The sequence below is a fragment of the Acinetobacter sp. genome (genome assembly GCF_036659555.1).
Taxonomy (GTDB): Bacteria; Pseudomonadota; Gammaproteobacteria; order Pseudomonadales; family Moraxellaceae; genus Acinetobacter.
In genome coordinates this window covers 1-10,772 of record NZ_JAVXCI010000100.1, presented here as the reverse complement: position 1 = coordinate 10,772, position 10,772 = coordinate 1, and the positions used below count along the sequence as shown (strand labels likewise).

General features: G+C 46.1%; 10 protein-coding genes. 6 read left to right on the top strand and 4 right to left on the bottom strand.

Annotation, left to right across the window (positions count from 1 at the left end; translation table 11 throughout):
• Positions 1-58 precede the first annotated feature (58 nt).
• From RSA72_RS12400 to RSA72_RS12390, 3 genes are all read left to right on the top strand, one after another.
• A complete protein-coding gene (locus RSA72_RS12400) occupies positions 59-547 on the top strand; it encodes a YajQ family cyclic di-GMP-binding protein (RefSeq protein ID WP_068907868.1) in 489 nt (162 codons plus the stop codon).
• Between the two features lie 29 nt (positions 548-576).
• Positions 577-1,077 (top strand): DUF4442 domain-containing protein, encoded by a 501-nt coding sequence (locus tag RSA72_RS12395; protein ID WP_332623140.1) that lies wholly within the window; start codon positions 577-579, stop codon positions 1,075-1,077.
• A 146-nt stretch (positions 1,078-1,223) separates the two neighbouring features.
• Complete coding sequence (locus RSA72_RS12390) at positions 1,224-1,709, top strand: nuclear transport factor 2 family protein (protein ID WP_332623139.1); 486 nt, start codon at positions 1,224-1,226, stop codon at positions 1,707-1,709.
• Positions 1,710-1,779: 70 nt separating this feature from the next.
• Here RSA72_RS12390 and RSA72_RS12385 read toward each other — a convergent pair whose 3' ends face one another.
• From RSA72_RS12385 to RSA72_RS12375, 3 genes are read right to left on the bottom strand one after another with little or no spacing between them, the layout of a single operon-like run.
• Positions 1,780-2,199 carry an acyl-CoA thioesterase gene (locus RSA72_RS12385; RefSeq protein ID WP_332623138.1) on the bottom strand — a complete coding sequence of 140 codons (420 nt, stop codon included), beginning with the start codon at positions 2,197-2,199 and terminating at the stop codon, positions 1,780-1,782.
• Positions 2,200-2,218: 19 nt separating this feature from the next.
• Positions 2,219-2,650, bottom strand: a complete 432-nt coding sequence (gene trxC / locus RSA72_RS12380; protein ID WP_332623137.1) for a thioredoxin TrxC — start codon at positions 2,648-2,650, stop codon at positions 2,219-2,221.
• Positions 2,651-3,547 carry an alpha/beta hydrolase gene (locus tag RSA72_RS12375; protein WP_332623135.1) on the bottom strand — a complete coding sequence of 299 codons (897 nt, stop codon included), beginning with the start codon at positions 3,545-3,547 and terminating at the stop codon, positions 2,651-2,653.
• Between the two features lie 123 nt (positions 3,548-3,670).
• Between RSA72_RS12375 and RSA72_RS12370 the strand changes: the two genes are divergently transcribed.
• Both RSA72_RS12370 and RSA72_RS12365 read left to right on the top strand, forming a co-directional pair.
• Positions 3,671-4,006, top strand: coding sequence for a TIGR01244 family sulfur transferase (locus tag RSA72_RS12370; RefSeq protein ID WP_332623134.1), 336 nt, complete (start codon positions 3,671-3,673; stop codon positions 4,004-4,006).
• Entirely contained in the window at positions 3,999-4,421 is a 423-nt protein-coding gene (locus RSA72_RS12365; protein WP_332623133.1) for a beta-lactamase hydrolase domain-containing protein, read from the top strand. The genes RSA72_RS12370 and RSA72_RS12365 overlap by 8 nt, the downstream gene beginning before the upstream one ends.
• Before the next feature lie 204 nt (positions 4,422-4,625).
• Here the strand turns inward: RSA72_RS12365 and RSA72_RS12360 are convergent, their stop codons facing one another.
• Positions 4,626-9,044, bottom strand: coding sequence for a hypothetical protein (locus RSA72_RS12360; protein ID WP_332623132.1), 4,419 nt, complete (start codon positions 9,042-9,044; stop codon positions 4,626-4,628).
• Positions 9,045-9,238: 194 nt separating this feature from the next.
• Between RSA72_RS12360 and RSA72_RS12355 the strand changes: the two genes are divergently transcribed.
• The gene (locus tag RSA72_RS12355) at positions 9,239-10,609 is read left to right on the top strand and encodes a dihydrolipoyl dehydrogenase (RefSeq protein WP_332623131.1); all 1,371 of its coding nucleotides are present in this window, start codon (positions 9,239-9,241) and stop codon (positions 10,607-10,609) included.
• Positions 10,610-10,772 lie beyond the last annotated feature (163 nt).

Genomic DNA, 10,772 nt, shown 5'->3' with positions numbered 1-10,772 from the left:
AATGAAGAAAACATCCCTAGCATCTCAGATATTCTTTCCATTTGTAAAGGTCTAATCCATGCCATCTTTTGATATTGTTTCAGAATTAGAAATTTTTGAGGTAAATCATGCGGTTCAAAACACGCAAAAAGAAATTGCAACCCGTTTTGACTTCCGCGGCCAAGATGTTTCTATCGAACTGAATGAAAAAAACAAGGAAGTCAAAATCAGCACTGAAAGCGATTTCCAATGCGAGCAAGTGTACAGCATGCTGGAAAACCACTTCTATAAGCGCAAAGTCGATGTGCAGGCGCTGGATCCGCAAAAAATGACCGCTTCCGGCAAAAATGTCATTCAGGTGATCAAGCTGAAAGACGGCCTTGACTCAGATACCGCGAAAAAAATTAATAAAGCCATTAAAGAAAGCGGCATTAAAGTGCAATCTTCCATTCAGGGCGACAAAATCCGCATCACTGATAAAAAACGCGATACCTTGCAGCAAGTTATGGCATTTTTAAAGGAACAGCAATTTGGCGTGCCTTTACAGTTTAACAATTTCAAAGACTAAGGCAGATACTCTGCCAAGCAGAGGGACACATGGCGCAGCGCAACCGCTTATCCAAACTGGTTCAAAGCACATCCAAACTTCCGCAGGGCATCCGCACCGCCCTGTGGTCTAAAGCTTTTGGACGCATTGTGCCGATGGTCGGCACGGCAAAAATCCGCTATGAGGAAGTTACGGCTTCGCGCGTAACGGTGAGCCTGGCCAATCATAAAGCCATGCAGAACCATATTGGGCAAGCGCATGCCTGCGCCATGGCGCTGATTGCGGAAACCGCAACCGGCTTTGTCGCCGCGATGAATGTGCCGGACAGCGCAGTCGTGCTGATTAAAAGCTTAAAAGCGGATTATAAGCGCCCGAGCAAAGGCGCAATCAAAGCGGTTGCCTCATTGACGCCGGAACAGCAGCAGCTGATGCAGAACACCGACAAAGGCGAAACGCTGGTTGCCGTCACGGTCACGGACGAATCCGGCGCAGAGCCTGTGCAGTGTGAAATGGTCTGGGCCTGGGTATCCAAATCCCGCCTGAAAAAATAGTCCATGAAAAATTAATAAATGTAAATAAAACTTACCTTTAGGTAAGTTTTATTGTTACCAAACCTGCACCGGCGCATAACATAATTTTGCTGTTCAAGCCGGCAATGGCTCAGGATAATGACGCATTCCAGTCTTTGAGCCGAATAATGAAAAAACTCCTCCCCGCGTCCGCAGCCCTGCTGGCTATGGCGCTGTTCTCCGCCTGCAGCCACCTGCCTGCGCAGTCCGCCGCTGCATCATCCGCAGCTTTTTCTCAGGCGCAACAGAATAAGAAAATTGTTACGGATTTTTATGAAGGCGTGTTTCTCAAGCATCAGGTCAAACGCTATGCGGACCGCTATATCGGCGCTGAATATATTCAGCATAATCCGGATGTGCCGGACGGCAAAGCGCCTTTCGTGAACTTTTTCACCCAGTATTTTAAAGAAAATCCGCAAGCGCAAAGCGTGATTAAGCGCGCCGCCGCTGAAGGCGATCTGGTCTTTCTGCATGTGCATTCCATGCAACATGGCCAAGACCGGGGTACGGCCGTGGTGGATATTTTCCGGGTAGAAAACGGAAAAATCGTGGAACATTGGGATGTGCAGCAGGCGGTGCCGGAACCCGGCGCCAACAGCAACAGCATGTTCTGAAGGCTGCGCGCTGCAAATAAAAAAATCCCAGCCATTATGCTGGGATTTTTGCCGGCGCAAAGCCGGCAGCTTAAGCCGGCCGGGCGGCAAACAGCTGTTTGGCTTCGTCAGGAATCTGGCGCTTGGCGCCTTTTACATCTACAGCCACAAAGGTGAATACCCCTTCGGTGACGCGCACCGGCTCGCGCGAGCTGTCATGGCTGTCCCACACTTCAATCTGCATTTGAATAGATGTATTACCGACTTTCAGAATCTTGGTATAGCAGCTGATCACATCGCCGACTTTCACCGGCACCAGAAAAGTCATCTGATTGATGGAAATGGTGGCGCAGCGGCCCTTGCTGAAGCGCTCCGCGTGAATTGCTCCAGCCAAGTCCATCTGCGACACAATCCATCCGCCAAAGACATCGCCGCTCCAGTTGGTATCCGCCGGCATGGCGATGGTTTGCAGGGAAAGGGTTCCTTCCGGCTTTACATAAGAATCTGACACTTTAACTCCGGGCTCTTGCTTATTTCATAGCGGTTAATTGTTGATCCAGCCACCGCTGCAGCTCGCTGGACCGCAGCGCGCCGCTTATTCTAGCAATTTCACTGGTTTTATTCATCAGCACCAGCGTCGGAATGCTGCGGACATTGAAGGCGCTGCTGAGGCGGGGGCTTTCTTCCGTATTGATTTTCGCGAAAATCACATTCGGGTACTGTTTTGCAACTTGGGTAAAATGCGGCGCCATCATTTTGCATGGCCCGCACCAGTCCGCCCACAAATCAATTAAAATGGGCAAGTCGCTGCCGGAAATATAAGTGCTGAAATTCCGCTCATTCAGCTCTATCGGAGCCAGCGGAATCAGCGCCTGATGGCATTGCCCGCATGCGGGGCCTGCTGCCAGCTTTTCTTCAGGCACGCGGTTTTTGACGCTGCAGCCTGGGCAAACTACGATCATTTAGCCAACTCCAATATGTTTATTTAAAAAGTCTAATTGAACCGACACTGCTTTTTCAAACCATTTTCCGTGATAAATGTCGAAATGCTGCATTTCCCACTCATGGTATTCCGCATAAGGCGCAATGTTGGTGGCCGCTTCACGGCTGGTTTCTATCGGAATCAAGCCATCATTTTTGGATGCGATATACAGCACAGGCACCGCTATGCGCCGCAGGTTCTGAATCGGCCGGTAGCGGATCAGGTTAAAGAACACCCGCGCCGGAATTTCACCGCTCCAGTAATAGTCCGGATGAATGATGGACTGATAGCCTTGGCAGGCGTCTGCAGACGGCGCAAAGCTCAGGCCATGCTCATCCGCCACGGGCAAAGTCCGGGGCGACATGCCGACTTTCGCCCCCATATAATCCTGGCTGGAGATTTTCAGCGCCTTGGTCAGCTGCTGCAGCGGATACAGCTTGGCGCTCTCCGCCCCATCCACAAATGGATTCTGCGCAATCACCGCCTGTATGTTCTTATTTTCTGAAGCGATGTCCAGCGCATAGCCGGCGCTTAAGGAAATGCCCCACAGCACGATTTTCCGGCTGTCAATCGACTTGCGCTGCCCCACATGCATCAGCATAGTGCGCCAGTCCTCCAGCTGCGACTTCAGCGACACCAGCTCCCTTGGGCGCCCTGTGCTGCCGCCCCAGTAGCGGTAGTCAAACAGCACGACCGCATAGCCGGCCTGCGCAAAGCGCTTGGCGAACTGCACCAGCTTAAACTGGCGCAGGCAGGCCAGCCCATGCGCCATAATAATGACCCCCGGCTTATGTTCTATCTGCGGGCGGTAGAAATCGGCAGCAATCACTTCCTGGCCGCTTTTCACATACAGCGGTTCAACCGTATAAGCGTGCATACGTACTCCATGCATTATTTTATGGCTGTTGTCATTTATAAAAATTTCAATACATCAAGCTGATATTAATGCTTAATGCTATCATAAAGAATAATTGTATTATTTAAATTATGGAGTGACAGAATGAGCGAAAATGTCGGCTTTGCAGGTCAAATTGGCCCTGAACACGTGGCGCAAGTGGTTGAAAAAGGCTTTAAATCGATTATCAATAACCGCCCGGACATGGAAGGCGGCCCGGCGCAGCCGACAAGCGCGCAAATTGAAGAGGCTGCCCGCGCTGCCGGCCTAGACTATGTCTATCAGCCTGTCGTTGCCGGCCAGATTACTGAAGTCGATGTCCGCGCTTTTGCAAATCATTTCAACGAACTGCCTAAGCCGGTGCTGATGTTCTGCCGCACAGGCAACCGCTCAAACAATCTGTATCAGCTGGCCAAGCAGATGGATCTGCTGGATGACTAAGCGTTCCATTCAAAGCTTTCTTCTGAGTTTATTCTTCTTTTGCACTGCGCCTGCTATGGCGCAGGACAGCAGCATTGCCCTGAATGAAAAAGTCAGCGCGGCGGGGCAAATGACTGCTGACAAGTTCACCCTGCTGTTAAAGCAGCAGGGCTTTAAATCGGTGATTGTGAACCGGCCTGATCAGGAACAGGGCAATAGCGTGACGGTAGGCCAACTCCGCAGCATTGCGGAAAAGGCGCAGGTCAGCGTGATTTACCAGCCTGTAACAGGCGGTAAAGTTTCTCAAACAGACGTGGCTGAGTTTGCCAAATATTATAATGAGCTTCCTAAACCGATCCTGATGGTATGCAGAAGCGGCGCGCGCTCTTCAGCATTGTTCAATCAGGCGAAAGCGCAAGGCTTGCTGAATGAATAAATTTTTAGTTGTACTGGTTTGCACCCTGGCCTTTAGCGGCTGCAGCTCCATGAATGTCAGGCCTACGGTTGGCGTGAGTGTGGGGACTTCAATTTAGGGCTGAAGAATTATGCCATGAAAAATTGACTGTATATTTCAATACAAAATGCTAAATAAAACAAAAGCCTCATTTCGAGGCTTTTGTTTTATTTAAATCACAGGAGATTATTTGCACGCATGCAATGTGCCGTATGGACTTGTATTGTTTAAAGATGGTGTATATGCCCAATTCGTCTTATCAAAGTCATCTGCAACTGGCGGTAAAGAAACCGTACGATAGGCATGAATAGGGAAACTTGACAATGTTGTCGCTGCGCCAATCTGAACAGATAGCCATGAAGCATGCGCCTTAGGATAACGCAGCTGGAAGTCAAATTTACCTTCCTTATCTGTAGTATAAGTTGCAGTATAAGGGTTAGCTTCACTGGCGCCAACGAAGCGCACTGCATTGAGCGTTTCCAGCACTTGATTGCCATTCCGATCCAATGTTAAAACATCAATATAGGCATTAAGTGTTTGATCATACTTGTGCATACCATGAATAGTTACATTGCGGTCATCATATGGCGTTGCCGGGTCATCCACTGCCGACACAGCACATGATAATGGCGCCACCAGTGACGCTGCCGGAGCTGACGGTAAATACTGAACCCAAGATTTTTCCTTAGTTATAGCATCTTCTACTACAGTCCAAGCACCGCGCTTGAATTCTACTGCGCGCACATCCATAGTCACATTTTGATTGGCAACAGGGCGGCCATCCAAGTCTACAACTTGTGCGGAAGCACTCCAGTTATAATAAACACCTGCTGGATCATCTGCACCGACCCTCGTTGGATTCATCACGACAGTAATAGACCCTTGAGTAACAGGCACAGCTGCGCTGACAACATCAGCCAGATAGCTTTGGCGGCGTTCTGTGCCATTGGCATCTCTTACCAGCGCTTCTACACGTAAATCATCCGCAACAAACTGAGCAGCGCTATATCCAGTATTACGCAGGCTCTCATCAACAACAACTGTGAATTTTACCCAGCCATTTTCGTCACTTTCTACCGTTGATGCGCCACGAATATAAGCGCCATTAAGCTGATAATCTGGCAGTGCTAATGTCACGGCCTTACCGGATTGGCTTGATCCATTCACGTCAGTTACCAATACAGAAACATCAACAGCATCACCGCGCACATGCAATTTCTCTTTAGAAGCTTTGAGCTTTAGATCTAATTGCGGCGCTAATGCTGTCGGTGAATTTACAGCAATTTGTGCAACCTGCTGCACAATAGCCCCTTGCTCATTGATATGAGAGGCTATTAACTGAATAGGCGCAGTATTAGCATCAGCCGTGGCTTTCATATCCAGCGTAAAGACTGCTTCACCGTATTGATTTGTTGAAATCTGTGAAACGCCTTTTATAGACGTAACATTTCTAGGGTCAGCAATTGTTAAAGTCACTGGCTGATCTGTGATACCACCTTGATTACTGTCTAGCAGCTTGACCGTAACCAGTGCAGAATCACCTGCTGTACTCAATGAAATTTTATTGCTGTCGATATTTAGATGATTAAGGTTTATGGCATCAATAACATTAAAGCTTAATGTTGATTCTAACTTTTCACCTTTAGGATTCGTGATCACACCTTTAATATGAATACCGGCATTCAATAATGCCTGTTTCTCTTTCGCAGGCATATTCTTTGGAATAGTCACAGAAACCGGCACAGCACCGTTCGCTGATGTTACAACTGAATCCTTACTCAATTTAACGCCAGCTGCAATTGCCTCGCTATTTAAAGAAAGACTTACTGGATAGCCAGTACTAGCCGTCCCTAACTCATCTTTCACAGCAACTTGAACTTGATATGTTTTACCAAATTCTAAATTTTCCTGATCCGCTGTAAGACGCAAATTAACTGAATCTCTCGGGATAGCAACTTGAATTGTGCCTGTCTGCTGGATACGGTCACCATTATTCAAGTTTGTGCCCACTACCGCAAAAGTAATGCCATTCTTAATCAGGTTAGCATCATAAGCGCCTTCAGAAACTTTCACCGTGAATTCAGCTTCACCTTTGCTGTTTGTTGTTAAAGCAGAATCTGACAGAGATACCCGGGAACCAGCCAAACCAGACAAAGCGATTGCTAAAGGCGTATTGGCAATCGGATTTTTTGCAGTATCCTGCGCAACAACCTTGACCCTTACTTCACCGCCTAAGACAGAAACGGTCTGAACATCATAAGAAACTGCCAATCCAGCCAAGTCAAGCAGCGGCACATGAGGCATGCTGACATCTATTTTACGCGTTAATGTATACGCCGAACCATCTTTACGCGTCCCCTTAATTGCGACAGTAATGCCATTTGCAATTAGATTCTTCAGTTCAGTCTCATTATTTGCCTTGACCTTCAGACCAAATACAGCTTGACCGCTCTTATTCGTTGCCAATGCTGAAGCTGTTGTTAAAGAAACGCCATTTGTTAGTGCAGCATCATTTAAGCCAATAGCAACTTTCTGCCCTGCATAAAGCTGACCGTCTGTGCCTGCTGCATTCACAACGACTTGCAAAGTGTGTTCTACACCTGAACGCAATTCAACACTGCCCGGCATATCTACAGCCAAATAATCCAAATCGATCTCGCTTTGGTCCGTTGGCGCTTTAAAGTTTAATGTGACAGCCTGCTGCGCACTCGGGTTTGAAGATGAAGACGCTAAAACACGGATGCCATTTGCAAGCAGCTCTTTTTGGCGGGCGCTGCTGGCATTATTCACTTTGTATTGATATTGGAAGTTCGCATAACCTTTGTCATCAGTATTCGTTGACGATTGGCCGATTAAACTCAAGCCTAATGCCTGCAAGTCAGCAGTTGTTAAGCTTGGCAAAGCAACACTTACAGTTTCACCCTTGAGCGCACTGCCTTTGACGCCAATCGCCTTAACCTTTACATCAATTATTTGATCTTTCGTATAATCAAAAGCAGCATTAATTGGATCAATCGCTAAATATCCAACTGCCTCTTCAGATTTTGCTTCATCTTCAACTGCAATTTTAATACTATTGCTTAAATTGTTATCTGTTTTAAATGATGCGATGATGCCGGCTTTAACCAAAGCATCTACAGCAGCTGCGGTTTGAGCATTGGTACGCAGCGTATAAGTCACATAGCCATTTTTAAACTCCTGCTCTGCGCTGCCATCAAAAGTAACGCCATTCGAAAGCGCTTCAGTATTTAACTCCAGAGTCACTTTGCCTTTAGTGGCAGCATCTCCTTTATTGTTAATGCCTTTAACAGTAATGGTTACATGATCGTTCTTTGCATTGATTTTGTAAGAAGAAGCAATCTCAAGGCGCTGCAGGGCCAGTTGATCCGCTGCATTTGAGTCTGTTGTAATCACACTGATTGTGTCTTGCGCAAATACAGCATCATTATCTGCATAAATTGCTTTTAAGTTAATGCCTTGTTGAGATAATGCGATCGGATAGCTCGAATTTGTATTTAGCGTAAATGATGCATAGCCCTTCGCATCAGTCATAGCTTCGGCATAATCCAAAGTTACGCCATAAGCATCACTTTTATCTGTGAAAATCAATTTTACTTTTTTATTTGCCAAAGCGGCGTCATTACTATTTTTAGCGCGTACTTTAACAACTGTTTTTCCGCCTTGGGCAACGATTGGCGCGTCAGCCTTAATAATTTCAAGCTTTTGGACAACTTGAGCAAGGTCTTTGAATGTAATTGCAGCTTTAACGCTTTTCTGCGCCTGATGTTCATCAGTTAATTTAAAGTCCAGACTTTGTGACGTAGCCACCAGTTTTTCAATTTCATCAGCAGTTAGGTCATCGCTTGCAGTAAGCGTAAAAACAGCATTGCCATTCTTATCTGTTTTTAAAGCTGATCCAGAAGAAATAGAAAACTTCCCTTGCATATCCGCAGGCAAAGCTAAAATAATATCTTGACCTGCTTTAACACCGCCATTTTTATCAGTAACCTGAGCAGTAATGGACGCACTGCCATTTGGCAGATTAAGCACAACACCTTGCTGGATTTTTAAATTATAGTCACTTTGGATTGTACTGGTCTTGATGATATTCAGCGTATAAACTTGTTTAATTTCCGTACCGTCAACAGTCGCCGTAAGCTGAACTTTGCCAGAGCTTGCATTCAATGCTGGAATATTCAGCTCAAATTCAGCAAAACCGCTATCCGTCGTCTTTACGACAGAGGCATTGCTGGTTACGTTTAAGTTCTCATTATCTGTAATCGATAACCGGACATCTCTTGCAGAAATACCGCCTTTATCTTTATTTAAAACCTGTACAGAAAATTTAACGACTGAACTGTCATTTGCATTAACAATGGCTTTTCCTGAAGCATCTTTTAATTCCGGGACACTTATGCTTTCAGCAACCTGAGATGAATTATCTGTTGACGTATTGCCGCCAGAATTATCAGTTCCAGATGAACCGCTGCTTCCCTTATCATAATAACCCTCACTGCCACCGCCACCGCATGCAACTAATGAAATTGATGTTGCTAAGACAGCAGTATTTACCCCTAATTTTTTAAAATTAGTTAATAAAGTCATTTTCTTACCCACGTTATATAATAATATCGATTGCCCTAAAACTAACTTTTACGGCTTTTAGGTAAAATTTACTCAAATTCACGTAAATAAGCAATCTATTACATACAGATACACAATTTTTAGTTATGCAATTGCAATAAATGAATAACATAAACTACTCTAAATACTAAATATTTCAATTTGCGCAAGCTTTTATGCACGACATTATTATTATAGGTGCAGGCACAGCCGGCATCGCAGCGTATAAAGAAGCAGTAAAATATACCCAGAATATTCTGATCATCAATGCTGGCCCATGGGACACCACCTGCGCGCGCGTGGGATGCATGCCAAGCAAGGTTTTAATTTCAGCGGCAAACCGCATGCATGACATTCAGCATGCATCAGAAACCGCACTGCAGGTCACTGCTCAAATTGACGCATCTAAAGTTATGGCGCATGTCAGAACCCTGCGCGACCGCTTCACCGCAGCAACGCTTAAAGATGTCAATAGCTGGGAAGCTTCGCATAAAATATCTGGCCATGCATCATTTGTGAATGCAAATACAGTAGAAGTGAATCAGCAGCACTACCAAGCTAAAACCTTTATTCTTGCTGTGGGTTCCAGCCCCGCGTTCAATCCACAATGGAAAACTGAACTGCAGGACAAGTTCATCACCTCAGATGATATTTTTGAATTGCCACACTTGCCCCGCTCTATTGCCGTTATCGGCAGCGGCGTGATTGCAATTGAATTGGCGCAGGCTATGCACCGGTTAAACATTAAAACAGCAATATTCGCGCGCAGCCGCAGAGTCGGCACACTCAGCAGCCCTGATCTGCAGCAGCTGGCGCAAAATGAATTGCAGAAAGAATTAGACATTAAATTTAAAATACTGCCCCAAACTGTTAAAAATACAGCAAAAGGCGTTGAAATCAGCTATACGGAAAATGGCGAGCATAAAACCCTGCATGCCGATTATCTTCTTTCAGCAACAGGGCGAAACAGCAGCCTGACACAGCTCAAATTAGAAAAAATTAATCCTGCTTTCACTGATATAAGGCACTTGCCGATTCATGCCGAAACAAAGCAATTGGCCGGTTATCCAATTTTTATTGCCGGCGATGCGCATACAGCGACACCAATCCAGCATGAAGCGGCTCATGAAGGCAGAACAGCTGTCCAGAACTGCTTAAATTTTCCGAATATTCAGAATACTAAAACACTCACGCCTTTAGGAATTGTGTTCAGTTCGCCTGAAATGGCAACTGCCGGAAAAAGCTTTAAACAGCTGATGGATAGGAATGCCGAGTTTGTGACAGGCACTGCTTCGTATGAAAAGCAAGGGCGCGCAATCGTTCTGGGCAAAAACCGAGGCGCTGCTGAAATCTATGTGGATAAAATTTCACGGAAAATTTTAGGCGCTGAACTTTTCACTGAGTCAGCGGAACACCTTGCGCATTTGCTGGCTTGGATGATTGCAGAAGATTTGACGGTAGATGAAGTTCTAAATAAGCCATTCTACCATCCGACACTTGAAGAAGGCCTGCGCACCGCGCTGAAGCATGCGCGCCGGCAGCTGTAGGCTTTGCGCGCTTCAGAGAATGCCCTGCGAAGGCTAAATAAAGGGGCTTCCGCCCGCATCAGTTAAGATCCATCCTCAGCGCGGATGGATCTTTTTATTGTGCTTCTTTTTTTCCCCTGCATTCCCTGCATAAAAAAAGCCCCCTGACTCGCTAGAGTCAGGG